The 17,570-nt window shown below is 70.6% G+C and carries 15 protein-coding genes; 1 reads left to right on the top strand and 14 read right to left on the bottom strand.

What is annotated here, in order from left to right; genetic code table 11:
* Positions 1–36 precede the first annotated feature (36 nt).
* The 14 genes from ACZ4MF_RS02110 to rsmH all read right to left on the bottom strand — a co-directional run bounded on the left by ACZ4MF_RS02110 (position 37) and on the right by rsmH (position 16,347).
* Entirely contained in the window at positions 37–678 is a 642-nt protein-coding gene (locus ACZ4MF_RS02110; protein WP_071375419.1) for a cell division protein SepF, read from the bottom strand.
* A 128-nt stretch (positions 679–806) separates the two neighbouring features.
* Positions 807–1,526, bottom strand: coding sequence for a YggS family pyridoxal phosphate-dependent enzyme (locus ACZ4MF_RS02105; protein ID WP_467488926.1), 720 nt, complete (start codon positions 1,524–1,526; stop codon positions 807–809).
* Positions 1,527–1,532: 6 nt separating this feature from the next.
* The gene (gene pgeF / locus ACZ4MF_RS02100; RefSeq protein ID WP_467488924.1) at positions 1,533–2,261 is read right to left on the bottom strand and encodes a peptidoglycan editing factor PgeF; all 729 of its coding nucleotides are present in this window, start codon (positions 2,259–2,261) and stop codon (positions 1,533–1,535) included.
* Positions 2,258–3,463: a cell division protein FtsZ gene (gene ftsZ / locus ACZ4MF_RS02095; RefSeq protein ID WP_362820592.1), complete on the bottom strand. Its 1,206-nt coding sequence runs from the start codon at positions 3,461–3,463 to the stop codon at positions 2,258–2,260. The genes pgeF and ftsZ overlap by 4 nt, the downstream gene beginning before the upstream one ends.
* A gap of 279 nt (positions 3,464–3,742) precedes the next feature.
* On the bottom strand, positions 3,743–4,537 hold the full coding sequence (locus ACZ4MF_RS02090) for a cell division protein FtsQ/DivIB (protein WP_467488921.1): 795 nt from the start codon (positions 4,535–4,537) through the stop codon (positions 3,743–3,745).
* A gap of 26 nt (positions 4,538–4,563) precedes the next feature.
* The gene (gene murG / locus ACZ4MF_RS02085) at positions 4,564–5,652 is read right to left on the bottom strand and encodes an undecaprenyldiphospho-muramoylpentapeptide beta-N-acetylglucosaminyltransferase (protein WP_071375415.1); all 1,089 of its coding nucleotides are present in this window, start codon (positions 5,650–5,652) and stop codon (positions 4,564–4,566) included.
* Between the two features lie 6 nt (positions 5,653–5,658).
* A complete protein-coding gene (gene ftsW, locus ACZ4MF_RS02080; RefSeq protein ID WP_467488919.1) occupies positions 5,659–7,020 on the bottom strand; it encodes a putative lipid II flippase FtsW in 1,362 nt (453 codons plus the stop codon).
* Between the two features lie 97 nt (positions 7,021–7,117).
* Entirely contained in the window at positions 7,118–8,563 is a 1,446-nt protein-coding gene (murD, locus tag ACZ4MF_RS02075) for a UDP-N-acetylmuramoyl-L-alanine--D-glutamate ligase (protein ID WP_467488917.1), read from the bottom strand.
* A complete protein-coding gene (mraY, locus tag ACZ4MF_RS02070) occupies positions 8,545–9,618 on the bottom strand; it encodes a phospho-N-acetylmuramoyl-pentapeptide-transferase (RefSeq protein WP_467488915.1) in 1,074 nt (357 codons plus the stop codon). Before mraY ends, murD begins: the two co-directional genes overlap by 19 nt.
* A complete protein-coding gene (locus tag ACZ4MF_RS02065) occupies positions 9,615–11,030 on the bottom strand; it encodes a UDP-N-acetylmuramoyl-tripeptide--D-alanyl-D-alanine ligase (protein ID WP_356021005.1) in 1,416 nt (471 codons plus the stop codon). Before ACZ4MF_RS02065 ends, mraY begins: the two co-directional genes overlap by 4 nt.
* 28 nt (positions 11,031–11,058) lie before the next feature.
* Complete coding sequence (locus tag ACZ4MF_RS02060; RefSeq protein ID WP_467488913.1) at positions 11,059–12,579, bottom strand: UDP-N-acetylmuramoyl-L-alanyl-D-glutamate--2,6-diaminopimelate ligase; 1,521 nt, start codon at positions 12,577–12,579, stop codon at positions 11,059–11,061.
* A 166-nt stretch (positions 12,580–12,745) separates the two neighbouring features.
* Positions 12,746–14,710, bottom strand: a complete 1,965-nt coding sequence (locus ACZ4MF_RS02055) for a peptidoglycan D,D-transpeptidase FtsI family protein (RefSeq protein ID WP_467488911.1) — start codon at positions 14,708–14,710, stop codon at positions 12,746–12,748.
* A 5-nt stretch (positions 14,711–14,715) separates the two neighbouring features.
* A complete protein-coding gene (gene ftsL / locus ACZ4MF_RS02050; protein ID WP_467488909.1) occupies positions 14,716–15,288 on the bottom strand; it encodes a cell division protein FtsL in 573 nt (190 codons plus the stop codon).
* Positions 15,289–15,390: 102 nt separating this feature from the next.
* The gene (gene rsmH, locus ACZ4MF_RS02045) at positions 15,391–16,347 is read right to left on the bottom strand and encodes a 16S rRNA (cytosine(1402)-N(4))-methyltransferase RsmH (protein WP_362820587.1); all 957 of its coding nucleotides are present in this window, start codon (positions 16,345–16,347) and stop codon (positions 15,391–15,393) included.
* Between the two features lie 419 nt (positions 16,348–16,766).
* Between rsmH and ACZ4MF_RS02040 the strand changes: the two genes are divergently transcribed.
* Entirely contained in the window at positions 16,767–17,315 is a 549-nt protein-coding gene (locus tag ACZ4MF_RS02040; RefSeq protein ID WP_467488906.1) for a beta-class carbonic anhydrase, read from the top strand.
* Positions 17,316–17,570: the final 255 nt, after the last annotated feature.

Raw genomic sequence — 17,570 nt, 5'->3', positions numbered from 1 at the left:
TCCCGTGCTCTTCCGAATGTCGATCGGTCGTGCGTCTCAGCTCTGGTTGAAGAACCCGCCCTCTGCGATGCGGGCCTTGTCCTCCGCCGTGACATCGACGTTAGCAGGAGACAACAGGAACACCTTCTGCGTCACCCGCTCGATGCTGCCGTGAAGACCAAACACCAATCCGGCCGCAAAGTCGACAAGTCGCTTGGCGTCTGTGTCGTCCATCTCAGTCAGATTCATGATCACCGGGGTGCCTTCACGGAAGTGTTCCCCGATGGTACGGGCCTCGTTGTAGGTCCGCGGGTGAAGTGTGGTGATCCGGTACGGCTCTCGTTCCGACACGACCTTGGGCATGATCACCGGTGCGTTCTTCTCCAGGGACTGACGTTCTTGTGTGATGGATGCCACGGGCGCGATGCGCGCCGGACGTCCTGATTCCGCGGCGAGCGAAGTCGAACGGGCCACCGGCTCGCGGGGCGCGGGCGGTTGGACAATTCGCACCTCTTCGTCCCTTTGGGACTGATGTGCGCTGTGCGACTGGTGTGACGGTTCGTGCCGTCGGTGGTCCCGCTCCGGCTCCGGGTCCAACTCGGGCTCGAAGTCGTCGTCGGGGTCGAATCCGCGGCCGTCGTACCCATCGTCCTCCACGAGGCCGAGGTAGACCGCCATCTTGCGCATCGCGCCGGCCATGCTCTGAGTCCTCCGCTCTGTGGTGGATCGACTGACTACTGCCAAGTGCCCGCGATCCACGTGGTCGTTGTGCCCGCCTTCGCAGGCATTGACCATATTTTCTGCTGTGGTCCGACTTCCTGGCGACGTTACCCGAGCCTGGGGCGGACTCCGAGTACCGCAGTGCCGACGCGCACATGTGTCGCCCCGGCGGCCACGGCCTGTTCGAGGTCCGCACTCATCCCTGCCGACACCATGGTTGCAGCCGGATGCGTCCGGCGCAGGTCGGTCGACAAATCCATGAGCCGCCCGAACGCCGCCTGTTCGCGTCCCGCGTACTCCCCGGTGAGCGGGGCGACGGTCATCAGACCGTCGAGCCGCAGTCCGGGCGCGTCCGCGACGAGGTCGGCCAACTCTTCGATTCCGTCCGGGCCGACGCCACCGCGCTCGCCCCGGCCACTGGCCCCCGCGTCGAGCGCGACCTGGATCAGGCACCCCACCTCGCGCCCCACCCGCACCGCCTCCTTCGACAGCGCCGTGACGAGCCGGGAACGGTCCACGGACTGCACGACATCGGCGTAACCGACCACGGAACGCACCTTGTTGGTCTGTAGTTGACCGACAAAATGCCACTTAAGAGGCAGATCCGCACAGGCGGCCGCCTTCGGTGCCGCGTCCTGGTCGCGGTTCTCGGCGACGTGACGCACACCGAGTTCCGACAGGATCCGCACATCGCTCGCCGGGTAGGTCTTGGTGACCACGACGAGGGTCACCTCCTCCCGCTCGCGCCCGGCCGCCGCACACGCGGCGGTGATGCGCTCCTCCACCTTCGCCAGGTTTGCGGCGAGTTCGGTCTTACGGTCCGTCATGCCCCATCAGTCCAGCCAGACATAGCTCGCGAGGCGCCCGGTGGTGCGGTCGCGGCGGTACGAGAAGTGGTCCTGCGACTCAAGCGTGCACGCCGGTGACTGCGCCCGGTCGCGCACCCCGAGCCGGTCGAGCTGCGCGTGCACCCCGGCGCTCACGTCGACCGCCGGCGTGCCCCAGCTCGTCTCGGCGCGCGCCGCCGGCTCGACGGCGGCCACCTCGGCGCGCATCGCCTCCGGCACCTCGTAGCACCGGCCGCACACGGCGGGTCCGGTGCGGGCGAGGATCCGGCCCGGCTCGGCGCCGAGTTCGACCATGGCCCGTACGGCGGCGGGGACGACTCCCCCGACCATGCCCGGCCGGCCCGCGTGCGCCGCGGCGGCGATCCCGGCGACGGGGTCGGCCAGCAGCACCGGCACGCAGTCGGCGGTGAGCACGGCGAGGGCGAGCCCACGGCGGGCGGTGACGATGGCGTCGACCTCGGGCGCCGGGCGCTCGCCCCAGGGCTCGTCCACGACGGCCACGTCGGCGCTGTGCACCTGGTGCATCCAGACGACCCGATCGGCCGGGAGGCCGAGCGACTTGGCGGCCAGTTCCCGGTTGGTCAGGACCGACTCCGGCGTGTCGCCGACGGCGCCGCCGAGGTTGAGCTCCTCATACGGAGCGGCGCTCACCCCGCCCCACCGGTCGGTGAAGGCGAAGTGCGCGCCGCTCACGCTCTCGCGCTGTCCTATCACTTCAGGAAGTCCGGGACGTCCAGCTCCTCGGCGGCGCTGTCCGAGTAGGTCCGCGACGGCGGCACCGGCGGGGCGACCGGGATGTCTGCCACCGGCTCGGGCGCGGGCTCCGGCTCCTCCTTCGGCGTCACGCTGCCGAGCGAGCCGAAGGTCGGCCGGCTGGGCTCGGACTGCCGTACCGGAGCAGGGTCTTCGCGGCGGGCCGGCACCGAGGCCGAGGCCGAGCCGATGACGTTGTCCCGGCGGGCCGGCGGCTGGCCGCCGTCGAAGCCGGCCGCGATCACGGTGACCCGGACCTCGTCACCGAGGGCGTCGTCGATGACGGCACCGAAGATGATGTTGGCCTCGGGGTGGGCGGCCTCGCTGACCAGCTGGGCGGCCTCGTTGATCTCGAACAGGCCGAGGTCGGAGCCGCCGGAAATGGAGAGCAGGACGCCGCGGGCGCCGTCGATGGACGCCTCCAGCAGCGGCGAGGAGATCGCCATCTCGGCGGCGGCCACCGCGCGGTCGTCGCCGCGGGCCGAACCGATGCCCATGAGGGCCGAACCGGCCTCGGACATGACCGACTTCACGTCGGCGAAGTCGAGGTTGATCAGACCGGGGGTGGTGATGAGGTCGGTGATGCCCTGGACACCGGAGAGCAGGACCTGGTCGGCGGACTTGAACGCGTCCAGGACCGAGACCTGGCGGTCCGAGATGGACAGCAGCCGGTCGTTGGGGATGACGATGAGGGTGTCGACCTCTTCGCGAAGTTCGGCGATGCCGTCCTCCGCCTGGTTCGCGCGGCGCCGTCCCTCGAAGGTGAACGGCCGCGTGACCACGCCGATGGTGAGGGCGCCGAGCGAGCGCGCGATGTTGGCCACGACGGGCGCGCCGCCGGTGCCCGTGCCGCCGCCTTCACCGGCCGTCACGAAGACCATGTCGGCCCCCTTGAGGACCTCCTCGATCTCCTCGCGGTGGTCCTCGGCGGCCTTGCGGCCGACTGCCGGGTTGGCGCCGGCGCCGAGTCCGCGGGTGAGTTCGCGGCCGACGTCGAGCTTGACATCGGCGTCGCTCATCAACAGCGCCTGTGCGTCGGTGTTGATGGCGATGAACTCGACGCCCTTGAGACCGACCTCGATCATCCGGTTGATGGCATTGACACCACCGCCGCCGACACCGATGACCTTGATGACTGCGAGGTAGTTCTGCGGTGCTGCCACGTCGAAGGCCTCTCGCCTCGAATTACGTTGCCGTCGCCGTGCGGTGCCCCGCGCCGGGACGGCAGATGCCGAATGGGACGGTCCGTAGCGCCGACCCGAACCCTAACCCTGAAGTTTAGGGTTACCAGTGTGTCTGTTCCTTGAAGTCTTCTGAACAGGACACTAAGTCGACAAGTGGCGCCCGTTCAACGAACACGCCGAACCTCCCGTTTTTCTTTTCACCCTATGTGATCAGCCATAGCAGTGCCCAACCAGGGTGCTGGCCTGCGCTGATGTGCGTCAACTCCCCGATGACGCAGGGGCGGTGGGAACGCTGACATCGAAGTGCCGGGCGCGGGGAGCTGCTTTCATGAGAGCCGTGAGGGCCCGCGCCTTGGCGCCGCCGCTCTCGCTGCTCCCCCATGCCACCGTGCGGCCGTCGCCGAGCGTCAGCGAGATGTCGTCATAGGAACGGACTTGGAGCGCCCGGGCGCCCCTGGCCACGGAGGACGGCAGGTCACCGGCGACCCGCACCGCCTCGCGCACGAGCCGGTCGACGCCGAAGCGCCGCAGGCTCGCGGCCGCGGAACCCGTGCGGGAGACGGAGAGTTCCAGGGCCGGAATGTTTTTCGGGGCCTGGGAAACCGTGGCGAAACGGACACCTTTGCCGTCGACTTCGACGACGTTCCCACCGTCGCGCAGGAGCAGTACGGGAGTGCGCTCGATCACTTTCAGACCGATTCCGTGGGGCCAGGCGCGGACCACGTCAACGGTGTCAATTCGGGGCAATTTCTGGCGAAGTCGCGCTTCGATGCCGTGGGTGTCGACGGAAATCATCGGTGCCCCGACCGGCACGGCCGCCACCTCGCGCACCTCGGCGGGGGTCAGCACCCGGGTGCCGGACACCGAGACGTGCTCGACGCGCAGCCAGGCGGAGCCGTACAACACCCAGGTGCCACCGCCGCCGAGGAGAAGGGCGACCACGGCCAGGATGACGATCGTACGAAGGCGCCGTCTTCTGAGGCGCCGGGCGGACGGCGGGCCGGACGACTCCTGTTGGCGTTTTCCGCGCTCGGCGGTAGTCGGTCCGGCCACCCTCACTGCCCTTTCGTCATACGGTCCTAACGGCGCGAGGCGATCGCCTCGTACACCATGCCGACGAGCAGCTCGTCGGCGTCCCGGCGGCCGAACTCGCTTGCCGCGCGGGACATCTCGTACAGCCGGTGCGGATCGGCGAGTACGGGCAGGACGTTCTGCTGTACCCACTCGGGCGTCAGCTCCGCGTCGTCGACGAGGAGTCCGCCGCCGGCCTTCACCACCGGCTGGGCGTTGAGCCGCTGTTCGCCGTTGCCGATGGGCAGCGGGACGTAGGCGGCCGGGAGTCCGACGGCGGAGAGTTCGGCGACGGTCATCGCGCCCGCGCGGCAGAGCATCATGTCGGCCGCGGCGTACGCGAGGTCCATCCGGTCCAGGTAACTTACCGGGATGTAGGGGGGCATCCCCGGCATCTGGTGCACCTGCGGCAGTTCGTTCTTCGGGCCGACCGCGTGCAGGATCTGGATGCCGGCCTGCTGGAGCCAGGGCGCGACCTGCTGGACGACCTCGTTGAGGCGGCGGGCGCCCTGCGAGCCGCCGGTGACGAGCAGCGTCGGCAGGTTCGGGTCGAGGCCGAACATGTGGCGGGCCTCGGGGCGGGCCGCGGCGCGGTCCAGGGTGGCGATGGAGCGGCGCAGCGGGATGCCGATGTACCGGGCGTCACGCAGCTTGCTGTCCGGCGTGGAGACGGCGACCCGCGCCGCGTACCGCGAGCCGATCTTGTTGGCCAGGCCCGGGCGGGCGTTGGCCTCGTGGATCACGATGGGCACACCGAGGCGCTTGGCCGCGAGGTAGCCGGGCAGCGCGACATAACCGCCGAAGCCGACCACGCAGTCGGCCTTGGTGCGCTCCAGGACCTGCTCGGCGGCCTTGATCGTGCCGCGCAGCCGGCCCGGGACGGTGATCAGCTCGGGCGTGGGCTTGCGGGGCAGCGGCACCGCCGGGATCAGCGCCAGCTCATAGCCGCGCTCCGGGACGAGCCGGGTCTCCAGGCCGCGCTCCGTGCCCAGGGCCGTGATCCCCACGGTCGGGTCCTGCCTGCGCAGGGCGTCCGCGAGGGCGAGCGCGGGCTCGATGTGGCCGGCGGTCCCCCCACCGGCGAGTACGACATGCACCGAAATTCACCGCTCTCCGGACGGACGCGCCCGTGGGGCACGCCGTCGCATCGTGTTCCATCTCCGGGGACTCCGACCGGACCCGGAGCCCCCGGCTCCCCGCTTTCTACCAAAGCGAGGTTGCCGCATCGCAAGCGCCGCCCGCGCAGCGGGCTCGTCGCGTGCGAAGGCGATCAGCAGCCCGATGGCGAACATGGTCGGCAGCAGCGCGGACCCTCCGTAGGAGAACAGCGGGAGAGGGACACCGGCGATCGGCAGCAGGCCGAGCACCGCACCCATGTTGATCACCGCCTGGGCGGTGATCCAGGTGGTCACGCCTCCCGCGGCGTACCTCACGAAGGGGTCCTCCGTGCGTCCGGCCACGCGGATACCCGCATAGCCTAGAGCCGCGAACAGGGCGAGCACCGACAGTGTCCCCGCGAGGCCCAGTTCCTCACCGGTGACCGCGAAGATGAAGTCGGTGTGCGCTTCCGGAAGTTGGCCCCATTTTTCCACACTCGCGCCGAGGCCCGATCCGAAGAGTCCGCCAGAGGCGAGGGCGTAGATGCCGTGCGCGCCCTGCCAGCACATGTCGTTCGGGCCGGGGTCGGTGGCGGCGATGCACTTGAGGCGGGCGAGGCGGTGCGGGCTGGTCTGGATGGCGATGATGGCGAGGACGGCGGCGACGCCCAGCACACCGGAGAACAGCCGGGTCGGCGCCCCCGCGAGCCACAGCAGCCCGAACAGGATCGCCGTCAGGATGATCGTCGTACCCATGTCGCCGCCGAGCATGATCAGCCCGAGCAGCATGAACGTGACCGGCACCAGCGGCACCAGCATGTGTTTCCACTGGGTCAGCAGCTTCTTGTCCTGTTTGCGCGCGATCAGGTCGGCGCCCCACAGCACCAGGGCGAGCTTGCCGAACTCGCTGGGCTGGATCTGGAAGGAGCCGCCCAGGGAGATCCAGTTCTGGTTGCCGTTGACCGCCATCCCTATCCCCGGCACCTGCACCAGGGCCATCAGGAAGACGGCACCGGCGAGGATCGGGTACGCCAACGCCCGGTGCAGCTTCACCGGCATCCGGGAGGCCACGAACATCAGGACGCCGCCGATGATCGCGGCGAGGAACTGCTTGCGGAAGAAGTACGACCCCGGCAGCGACAGCTGGAGCGCGGTGATCTGGGAGGCCGAGTAGACCATGACCAGGCCGAGCACGATGATCAGCAGACTGCCGCCGAAGATCAGGTAGTAGGCGGTCAGCGGGCGGTCCCAGGCCTTGCGCGCGCGTGTGCAGAACCGCTGGAACGGGTTCTCGCGCGCCGGCCGGGAGACGGCGGGACGGCGGGGCGCCCGTTGCACGGGCGGCCTGCCGGTACTGCTACCGGGCATCGGCGCCTCCCCTGGACCTCGGCCGTTCCACAGGCCCCTGTAGCGTCAGCCGTCCCACGCGTCCCTCCCAAGATCCGCCCGGCGGGCGGCGCCGGGGTCAGGCTCCGAGTTCGCGGACCGCTGCCGCGAACGCGTCACCGCGCTGGTTGTAGTTGGTGAACATGTCCATGGAGGCGCAGGCCGGGGCAAGGAGCACCGTGTCGCCGGGCCGGGCAAGCCGCTTCGCTTCCGTCACCGCCTGGAGCATCGCCCCAGTGTCGGTCCGGTCGAGGTCGACCACGGGTACTTCCGGCGCGTGTCGCGCGAGGGCGTCACGGATCAGCGCACGGTCGGCGCCGATGAGGACGACGGCACGCAGCCGCTTGGCGGAGTTGGCGACCAGCTCGTCGAAGGTCGCGCCCTTCGCCAGACCGCCCGCAATCCATACGATCGGTTCATATGCCGCCAACGAGGCTTCGGCGGCATGCGTGTTGGTCGCCTTGGAGTCGTCCACGTACGCGACCCCGTCGAGGTCGGCGACGTGCTCGATGCGGTGGGCGTCGGGGCGGAAGGCGCGCAGACCGTCGCGGACGGCGGAGGCGGGCACCCCGAAGGCGCGCGCGAGGGCCGCCGCGGCAAGGGCGTTGGCGATGTTGTGCGGGGCCGGCGGGTTCACGTCGGCGACCTCGGCCAGCTCCTGCGCGTTCTTCTGCCGGTTCTCGACGAAGGCGCGGTCGACCAGGAGGCCCTCCACGACGCCGAGTTGGGAGGGCGCGGGGGCGCCGAGGGTGAACCCGACGGCCCGGCAGCCCTCCTCGACATCGGCCTCGCGGACCAGGTCCTCGGTGGCCCTGTCCTCGACGTTGTAGACGCAGGCGACCCGATTGCCCTCGTAGATCCGGCCCTTGTCGCGCGCGTACTCCTCCATGGAGCCGTGCCAGTCGAGGTGGTCGGGCGCGAGGTTCAGCACGACGGCGGAATCGGCGCGCAGGGAGGGCGACCAGTGCAGCTGGTAGCTGGACAGCTCGACGGCGAGGACGTCGTACGTCTCCTCGCCGAGGACGACGTCCAGCAGGGAGACGCCGATGTTGCCGACGGCGGCCGTGCGCAGGCCGGCCGCGGTGAGGATGGAGGCGAGCATGCGGACGGTGGTGGTCTTGCCGTTGGTGCCCGTGACGGCCAGCCAGGGGGCTGCCTTTCTACCGTCCCGGCCGCGCAGGCGCCAGGCCAGTTCGACGTCGCCCCAGACGGGCACCCCCGCCTGCTCGGCCGCCAGGAACAGCGGCTTGTCCGGCTTCCAGCCGGGCGTGGTGACGATCAGCTCGGTGCCCTCCGGCAGGGTCGCCCCGTCGCCGAGGCGCACGGTGATGCCGAGCGCCTCCAGTTCGGCGGCCTGCTCACGCGCGCGTGCGTCGTCGCCGTCGTTGACGACCGTGACGATCGCCCCGCACGCGTGCAGCACCTTGGCCGCCGGGACGCCGGACACACCGAGTCCGGCGACGGTGACGTGGGTGCCCTGGAAGTCGAAGGGCTCCGAGGTGGAGGTCACTTGTCCGCTGCCCATCCCGCATAGAAGAGGCCCAGTCCGACGATCACACAGATGCCCTGGATGATCCAGAATCGGACCACCACCAGGACTTCGGACCAGCCCTTGAGTTCGAAGTGGTGCTGGAGTGGCGCCATCCGGAACACGCGCTTGCCGGTGAGCCGGAAGGAGCCGACCTGGATGACGACCGACATGGTGATGAGGACGAACAGGCCGCCCATGATGGCCACCAGCAGCTCCGTGCGGGAGAGGATGGCCAGACCGGTCAGGACACCGCCGAGGGCGAGCGAGCCGGTGTCGCCCATGAAGATCTTCGCCGGCGAGGTGTTCCACCACAGGAAGCCCAGGCAGGCGCCCATCAGAGCGGAGGCGATCACCGCGAGGTCGAGCGGGTCGCGGACCTCGTAGCAGGCGGCCGGGTTGGTCAGGGTCTGCGTGTTGGCGCAGGACTCCTGGAACTGCCAGACCCCGATGAAGGTGTAGGCGCCGAAGACGAGCACGGAGGCGCCGGTGGCGAGGCCGTCCAGACCGTCGGTGAGGTTCACGCCGTTCGACATCGCGAGGATCATGAACAGCGCCCAGACGACGAACAGCACCGGGCCGATCGTCCAGCCGAAGTCCGCGATGAAGGAGAGCTTGGTGGAGGCCGGGGTGTTGCCGCGCGCGTCGGCGAACTGCAGTGAGAGCACCGCGAAGGAGATGCCGACGATCAGCTGGCCGGCCATCTTCGCCTTGGCCCGCAGACCCAGCGAACGCCGCTTGACGATCTTGATGTAGTCGTCGAGGAAGCCGACCAGGCCCATGCCGGACATCAGGCCGAGCACCAGCAGGCCGGAGTAGGTGGGCGGGTAACCGGTGATGAGCTTGCTCAGGAAGTACGCGGCGATCGTCGCCAGGATGAACGCGATACCGCCCATGGTCGGCGTACCGCGCTTGCTGGCGTGCTCGCGCGGTCCGTCGTCACGGATGTACTGGCCGTACCCCTTGCGCGCGAGGAGCTTGATCAGCAGCGGGGTGCCGATCAGCGTCAGGAACAGACCAATGACTCCTGAGAACAGGATCTGCTTCATCATCGGGCGGCGACCTCACCCTCGGCACCGGCCTCGGACAGCGCCTGGGCAACGCTCTCCAGCCCCACCGAACGGGACGCCTTCACGAGCACGACGTCGCCCGGGCGCAACTCGCTGCGCAACAGGTCGATCGCCGCCTGTGCGTCGGACACGTGCACCGACTCCTCACCCCACGAACCCTCGTTATATGCGCCCAGTTGCAGCCAGGAGGCCTCAATCCCCCCGACGGCGACGAGCTTGCTGACGTTGAGCCGGACGGCGAGCCGTCCGACGGCGTCGTGCTCGGCGAGCGCCTCGTCCCCCAGCTCGGCCATCTTGCCGAGCACCGCCCACGTCCGCCGTCCCTTGCCCATGGCCGCGAGCGCCCTCAGGGCGGCCCGCATGGACTCGGGGTTGGCGTTGTAGGCGTCGTTGACGATGGTCACGCCGTCCGGGCGCTCGGTGACCTCCATGCGCCAGCGGGAGAGGGTGCCCGCCTCGGAGAGCGCGGTGGCGATCTCAGCTGCGGACATGCCCAGCTCATGGGCGACGGCGGCCGCGGCGAGCGCGTTCGACACGTGGTGCTCACCGTACAGGCGCATGGTCACATCGCTTGCACCGGAGGGTGTGTGAAGCCTGAACGAGGGCTGTCCGCTGTCCGTGAGTCGCACGTTCTCGGCGCGTACGTCCGCTTCGGCCGACTCTCCGAAAAGGACCACCTTCGCCTTGGTACGGGAGGCCATGGCGCGGACCAGCGGGTCGTCGGCGTTGAGGATCGCGGCGCCGCCGTCCTCGGCCGGGGGCAGGCCCTCGACGAGTTCGCCCTTGGCCTCGGCGATCTGCTCGCGCCCGCCGAACTCGCCGATGTGGGCGGTGCCGACGTTCAGGACCAGGCCGATCTTCGGCGGGGTGAGGCCGGCGAGGTAGCGGATGTGCCCGAGGCCGCGGGCACCCATCTCCAGCACGAGGAACTGCGTCTCCTCGGTGGCCGACAGGGCGGTCAGCGGCAGCCCGATCTCGTTGTTGAGCGAGCCGGGCGTGAACACGGTCGGCGCCTTGTGCCGGAGCACCTGCGCGATCAGGTCCTTGGTGCTGGTCTTGCCGGCCGAGCCGGTCAGGGCGACGAGGGTCGCGCCGAGCCGGCGTACGACGTGCCGGGCGAGGGCGCCGAGGGCGGTCTGCACGTCCTCGACCACGATCGCGGGCAGGCCGACGGGGCGCGACGCCAGTACGGCGACCGCGCCCGCCTCGATCACCTGCGGTGCGAAGTCGTGGCCGTCCACGCGCTCGCCGACGAAGGCGGCGAACAGGCTGCCGGGCACCACCTCGCGGGAGTCCCGGACCACCGGGCCCGTGACCTGGACGGACGGATCCGGTATGTCGTGCGTCTGCCCGCCGACGACTGCTGCGATCTCGGCGAGGGAGAGGGCGATCACAAGTTCATCCCCTGGGTCTTCTGGATTTTCATCCCTGGGTCTTCTGGATGGCTTCGCGGAGCACCTGGCGGTCGTCGAAGGGACGGACCACGCCGGCGATGTCCTGGCCCTGCTCGTGGCCCTTGCCCGCGACCAGCACGGTGTCGCCGGGCGCGGCGCGGCCCACGGCGGCGGCGATCGCGGCGGCCCGGTCCTCGAAGAGGAGCACCTCGCCGCGCTCGTGCGCGGGCACGGCGGCCGCGCCCTGGAGCATGGCCGCGAGGATCGCGAGCGGGTCCTCGGAGCGGGGATTGTCGGAGGTCAGTACGGCGGTGTCGGAGAGCCGGGCCGCGGCGGCGCCCATCGGGCCGCGCTTGGTCCGGTCGCGGTCGCCGCCGCAGCCGAGGACGACGTGCAGGCGGCCCTTGGTGACCTTGCGCAGCGCCTTGAGTACGGACTCGACCGCGTCGGTCTTGTGGGCGTAGTCGACGACCGCGAGGTAGGGCTGCCCGGCGTCCACGCGCTCCAGGCGGCCGGGGACGCCCGGTACGGCGGCGATGCCGTCGGCGGCGGTCTGCGGGTCGAGACCGGCGGCGGCGAGGGACACGACGGCGGCGAGGGTGTTCGCCACGTTGAAGGGGCCGGCGATGGGCGAGCGGGCGTGGACGCGTTCGCCGTTCGGACCGACGACGGTGAACGTCGAGTCCATAGGGCCGACCTGGACGTCCTCGGCGCGCCAGTCGGCGTCGGGGTGGCCCTCGGCGGAGAAGGTCACGACCGGGACGGTGGCCTCCTTCGCCAGCCGGCGGCCGTACTCGTCGTCGGCGTTGATCACACCGAGTCTGCTGCGTTCCGGCGTGAACAGCTGCGCCTTGGCCCGGAAGTAGTCCTCCATGTCGGAGTGGAACTCCATGTGTTCCGGGCTGAGGTTGGTGAACACGGCGACGTCGAAGACGCAGCCGTCGACCCGGCCGAGGACCAGGGCGTGGCTGGAGACCTCCATGGCGACCGCCTCGACGCCGCGTTCGCGCATGACGGCGAACAGTGCCTGGAGGTCGGTGGCTTCGGGGGTGGTGCGCTCGGACTTGATGCGCTCGTCACCGATGCGCATCTCGACCGTGCCGACGAGGCCGGTGGCCTTCGCGATGCGCAGGCCGCCCTCGACGAGGTAGGCCGTGGTGGTCTTGCCGGAGGTGCCGGTGATGCCGACCTGGAGCAGGTCGCGGCCCGGGTGGCCGTAGATCGTCGCCGCCAGTTCGCCCATCCGCGCGCGCGGGTCGGCCACGACGAGGACCGGCAGCCCGGTCGCCGTGGCGCGCTCGGCGCCGTCCGGGTCGGTGAGCACGGCGGCCGCGCCGAGGCCGGCGGCCTGGGTGACGAAGTCGGCGCCGTGCAGGCGGGCCCCCGGGAGGGCGGCGTACAGGTCGCCGGGGCGGACGGCGCGCGAGTCGTGGGTGATCCCCGTGATCTCGGCGGAGCTGTCCGGAGCGGCGGCACCCAGCTGATCGGCCAGCTCCGCGAGGGGTGTGGCGGAGACCTGGACCGGTCGCGGCGGTCCCGGATATGTCACGGAAGCGCCCTTCTGGGTGGTTTGGGACTGATCAGCGTGTGGCACGGCGGTGAGCGTACCGGGCGCACCCGCTCCGGAGCGAAGCGAGGGGCGGGGGGCGCCGCGGTTCCCGGGTTCCGGGGTGATCGTTGTCACGGGTTTCGTTCCTGGTGGTCCGGTGTGCTGATCAGGGCTTGTAGGCGACGGGCAGGTTGGCGGCCGGCGCTCCGGTCGGCGGGACCTGGAGGGTCTTGAGGGCGAACTCCATCACCTGCTTGTAGATGGGGCCACAGATCTGGCCGCCGTAGTAGCTGCCGGAGGTGGCGTTCTGGATGGCGCAGTAGACGGTGATGCGGGGGTTGTCCGCGGGTGCGAAGCCGGCGAACGACGACGTGTAGCCGTGGTACTTGCCGGTGGCCGGATCCACACGGTTGGCCGTACCGGTCTTGCCCGCGACGTTGTAGCCCGGGATGCGGGCCTTGATGCCGGTGCCCTGCTCGTCGTCCACGACGGACTCCAGCATCTGGGCGACCGTCCGGGCCGTCTTCTCGCTGACGACCCGGGTCTCCTTGGGCTTGGCCGCGGGAGTGAAGCGCCCGTCGGCGCCCTTGGAACCGCGCACCAGGGTCGGCTCGACGCGGACCCCGCCGTTGGCGATGGTCGAGTACACCGAGGCGGCCTGCACCGCGTTGATGGAGAAGCCCTGGCCGAAAGGGATCGTGTACTGCTGCGAAGTGGACCACTTCTGGTACGGCGCGAGGATGCCCGGGGTCTCGCCGGGGAAGCCGAGTCCGCTGTAGCTGCCGATGCCGAACTTGCGCAGGTACGAGTAGAGGACCTTGTCGGCGTCGGCCTGTGTCCTGCCGAGCTGGCCGGTGGCGAGGATGGTGCCGATGTTGCTGGACTTGGCGAGGACGCCGTTCAGCGTGAGGTACCAGGTGTCGTGGTCGACGTCGTCGGAGAAGAGCCGGTCGCCGCGGTGCAGCCGGTTGGGTACGACGACGTGGGTGAGCGGGGTGGCCGCGTTCTCCTCCAGCACGGCCGCCATGGACATCACCTTGGCGGTGGAGCCGGGTTCGTAGGCGTCCTGGAGGGCCGCGTTGCCCATGGCGGCGGCGTCCGCCTTGGACAGGTCGTTGGGGTCGAAGCCGGGCGAGTTGGCCATCGCCAGGATCTGCCCGGTCCGGGTGTCCTGGACGACCACGTACCCGCGGTCCGCCCGGGACTTCTTCACCTGCTGGGTGATGGCGTTCTGCGCGGCCCACTGGATGTCGCGGTCGATGGTCAGCTCGACGTCGGCGCCGGACACGGCCGGGGTCTGCGTCGATCCCGCCGTGGGCACCTCGCGCCCGCCGGACTGGGCGTACCGGATCTCGCCGTCCTTGCCCGACAGCTCCTTGTTCAGCTCCTGCTCGATGCCGCCGGCGCCCCGGCCGTCGGCGTTGACCCAGCCCAGTATCCCGGCGGCGAGGTCGCCGTTGGGGTACACGCGCTGACTGCTGGGGTCGGCGAAGACACCGGCGAGCACGTTGACGGTGTGCTTGTCCGTCTGCGCCTTCGCGGTGAGCGCGCTGCGCAGGTCCTTGATCTGCTTCCAGACCTGCGGCGTCTGGCGGGTGGCGAGCCGGGTGTAGCGGGAGTTCTTGTTCGCGGGCCGCAGCTTCTGCACGAGCGTGGCCTGGTCCTGCCCGAGGATCGGCGCGAGCAGCGCGGCGGCCTGCTCCGGACCGTCGTCGATCTTCAGCTGCCTGGCGCTGAACATCGTCGGGTCGGCCGTGATGTCGTAGGCGTCCTCACTGACGGCCAGGGCGACACCGTTGCGGTCGGTGATCCCGCCGCGCTCGGCGGTCAGGGTGTGCACGACGTAACGGTTCTGGTCGGCGCGGGCGGCGTACTCGCTCGCGTCGACGGCCTGGACCTGGAACAGCCGTACGACGAAGGCGGTCAGCACCAGGGTCAGGGTGAGGCTGACCAGGCGCAGCCGGGGCCGCGGGCTGCCGAGCCGGAGCTTTTGCTGGACGAGTGGCCGCGCGCCGCCGGGGCGGCGGGCCGGCCGGGCACCGGGCCCGGCCGGCCGCCGCACGGCACTCCCGGGCCGTACCGGCCTGGCCGGCCCGGGCACACGACGGCGCGGCGGTTGCCTGTCGGACACTTCCGTCACCTGCCGGGGGTCGGGGTGGAGGCGGGCTGGGGGGTGGGGGGCGGTGGTACGGCCGCCTCCGGGTCCGCGGGGGCGGCCTGGGGGCCTGCCTGCGGGGCCGCGGCGGAGGGGGCCGGAGCCGGGAGCGACGCGGAGGGGGACGCCGAGCGGGCGACGGCCGGGGTCATGGCCTCGGGCGCCACCGGGTCGGTGAGGGCGGCGGACCCGGGGGCGGCGCCGGGGACGCCCTTGACCCTGCCGTCGGGGCCGAGGAAGGCCGGGTCGCCGCCGGGGACCATGCCGAGTTCGCGGGCGCGGCGCTGGAGGGCGTCGGGCGAGGAGTAGTCGTCGATGTCCCGCTGGAGAGCCTGCTCCTCGTCGGTGAGGCTCTTCGTCCGCTTCTGCAGGTCGGCGAGTTTGAACGAGCCTTCGCTGAGGGCGGAGTTCAGCACCAGCAGCCCGATGAGGCCGCCGCCGAGGAGCAGCACGACGAGGAGGACGAACGGGGTGCGGGCCGCGCGTGCGCGGCCGGCCGGGATGAGCCGGGCAAGCCGCGCGGCCCGCCCCCTCAGTTCGGGTTTCCTACTCACTGCTCCCCCGGTGGGTGCGGGAATCCGACCGGCTTCCCTGGTGGGTACGGGAATCCAACCGACTCCCCTGGTGAGTCCGGAAGTCCGACCGGCCCGTCTCGCTCACTCGGCGTCCTCCCTGATGCGCTCGGCGCCGCGCAGCCTGGCCGGGGCGGCCCGGCGGTTCTCGGCGACCTCTTCCTCGGTGGGAAGTTCGGCACCGCGGGTGAGCAGCTTGAGCCGCGGCTGGTACCGCTCGGGCACGACCGGCAGCCCGGGCGGCGCGGTGGACGCGGCACCGGCCGCGAACACCTGCTTCACCAGCCGGTCCTCCAGCGACTGGTACGACAGCACGGCGATGCGTCCGCCGACGTCGAGGGCCTTCACCGCGGCCGGGATCGCCCGCTCCAGGACGGACAGTTCGCCGTTGACCTCGATGCGCAGCGCCTGGAAGGTGCGCTTCGCCGGGTTGCCGCCGGTGCGCTTGGCCGCCTGCGGCAGGGCGTCCCGGATCAGCTCCACGAGCCGGGCGCTGTTGCTGAACGGCTCCTTCTCGCGCTCGCGCACGATCGCGGACACGATCCGCTTGGCCTGCTTCTCCTCGCCGTACGCGCGCAGGATGCGCACGAGTTCGCCCGCCGGGTAGGTGTTGAGGACCTCGGCGGCGCTGACGCCGGTCGTCTGGTCCATGCGCATGTCCAGGGGCGCGTCCTGGGCGTAGGCGAAGCCGCGGTCGGCCTCGTCCAGCTGCATCGAGGAGACCCCGAGGTCGAACAGGATGCCCTGCACGCGCGCGATGCCGAGCCGGCGCAGCACGTCGGGCAGCTCGTCGTAGACGGCGTGCACGAGGGTGGCGCGCTCGCCGAAGGGCGCGAGGCGCTCGCCGGACAGCCGCAGCGCCTCCTTGTCCCGGTCGAGGCCGATCAGCCGGGCCTCGGGGAACCGGGTCAGCAGCGCCTCGCTGTGCCCGCCGAGGCCGAGGGTGCAGTCGACGACCACCGCTCCCGGCCGCTCCAGGGCGGGGGCCAGCAGGTCCAGGCACCGCTGGAGCATCACCGGGACGTGTCGACTCTGGCTCAAGGGGGCCTCTCATCTTCCGGCGAGGCCGTACGCACCGCCGGGTCCCCGCCAGCTCGTGTAGGGGAGGCCTGCCGGCGCCGGAAGCGTCGGCCGGCCGGGAGCGGGAGGAGGCCGAGCCGTACGTACGCGCCGCGCACGTGGGGAGACGGTCCGGGTGTTCTCCGGGGTCTCCAGGGGTTTCACCAGCAGGGAGAGCCGCGCCTCCCGCTTCGCGTCACTTTAGTCCACCCTGTCTCGCGGTCAATCAACCGGCCTGCGCGTCGCGTACCGCATCGTGGCGGAAGCTGCAATACGAAATGATTCACCCGTTCGGCGAGGTTTTGCCGTCCGTGTGGGTTAGCTCACAACAAGCCACCATGGCGTTCTTTGTCCGCTCTCACAGCGGGCCGGTACCGCAGGTGACCAGTAACGTCATGACTATGACGACTTCCGCAGCAGTTCCCACTGGATCCGAAGGCGCCATAACCGACGGCGGCACTGTGACCGACCGTCTGGTGGAGGCCAACCAGCGGTACGCGGCCGAGTTCGCCGACCCGGGCATGGACGCACGCCCCGTGCTCCAGGTGGCGATCGTGGCCTGTATGGACGCGCGCCTCGACCTGCACAAGGCTCTCGGCCTCCAGCTCGGCGACTGCCATACGATCCGCAACGCCGGCGGGGTCGTCACCGACGACGTGATCCGCTCCCTGACCATCAGCCAGCGCGCGCTCGGCACCCGTAGCATCGTGCTGATCCACCACACGGGCTGCGGCATGGAGTCCCTCACCGAGGACTTCCGGCACGACCTGGAGATGGAGGTCGGCCAGCGCCCCGCCTGGGCTGTGGAGGCCTTCCGCGACGTCGACCAGGACGTGCGCCAGTCCATGCAGCGCGTGCGCACCTCGCCGTTCCTGCTGCACACCGACAACGTGCGCGGCTTCGTGTTCGACGTGCGCACGGGCCTGCTGCGCGAGGTCGACCCGGCCTGAGCGCACCGACCGGCCGGCCGCCCCGGAAACCCGGCGCCTTCCGCGCCGTCCCTGTATCGAAAACAGGGTCGAAAAGGCCGTAACACCGACATCGTGCGGGCAGTTGTCCACAGGCGAGTGACACGAATCGGTAACGGCAGCAAGAATGCGGGGGGTGACGTCACGCGGAACTGTTCCCGCGTGGTGTCCGTGTTTCGGGGTGGGCCGGTTACGCGTCACAGAGCGTCGGCCCGGACAGACGGGCCGAGGAGGGCC

Source organism: Streptomyces sp. NPDC025793 (assembly GCF_055558375.1).
Note: the sequence above shows the minus strand (reverse complement) of the source record. Positions and strands in the feature narration are given on the sequence as shown.

Bases quoted from the DNA above. Each gene is read 5' to 3' on its own strand.
- ACZ4MF_RS02105 (WP_467488926.1), bottom strand. From the start codon at position 1,526: ATGACGGACCGTAAGACCGAACTCGCCGCAAACCTGGCGAAGGTGGAG.
- ftsW (WP_467488919.1), bottom strand. From the start codon at position 7,020: ATGCCCGGTAGCAGTACCGGCAGGCCGCCCGTGCAACGGGCGCCCCGC.
- ACZ4MF_RS02110 (WP_071375419.1), bottom strand. From the start codon at position 678: ATGGCCGGCGCGATGCGCAAGATGGCGGTCTACCTCGGCCTCGTGGAG.
- murD (WP_467488917.1), bottom strand. From the start codon at position 8,563: ATGGGCAGCGGACAAGTGACCTCCACCTCGGAGCCCTTCGACTTCCAG.
- mraY (WP_467488915.1), bottom strand. From the start codon at position 9,618: ATGATGAAGCAGATCCTGTTCTCAGGAGTCATTGGTCTGTTCCTGACG.
- ACZ4MF_RS02040 (WP_467488906.1), top strand. From the start codon at position 16,767: ATGACGACTTCCGCAGCAGTTCCCACTGGATCCGAAGGCGCCATAACC.